This is a genomic window from Cellulomonas sp. GbtcB1 (assembly GCF_019091725.1).
Taxonomy (GTDB): Bacteria; Actinomycetota; Actinomycetes; order Actinomycetales; family Cellulomonadaceae; genus Cellulomonas.
Map to the genome: position 1 here is coordinate 1 of NZ_JAGXJG010000190.1, position 299 is coordinate 299.

The window sequence follows — 299 nt, forward strand, 5'->3', positions numbered from 1 at the left end:
GGTGTCCCTGAACCAGGGCGTCTACTTCTCGATGAACGCGCCCGCCGTGATGACGGAGGGCACGTCCATCGGCGCCGAGGCCGCGATCGCCGACCTGGGCGTCACCGACGCGGCGGGCGACCCGGTCGAGATCCGCTGGGACTCCGAGGACGCCGCCGGGAACCCGGTGTCGCTGACCGGCGCCGAGGCCCTGGACAAGGTGGCCGAGGACGTCGGCGAGCCGTCCGTGGTGTCCCGCACCGGCGGGGCGCCGACCCTCGCCGTCGGGATGGCGAACATCCTGCACCAGGTGGTCGGCG

General features: G+C 73.9%; 1 pseudogene. It reads left to right on the forward strand.

Annotated elements, in window-relative coordinates:
- Positions 1 to 299, forward strand: a pseudogene (locus KVT14_RS20245) (carbon starvation protein A); the annotation flags it as partial.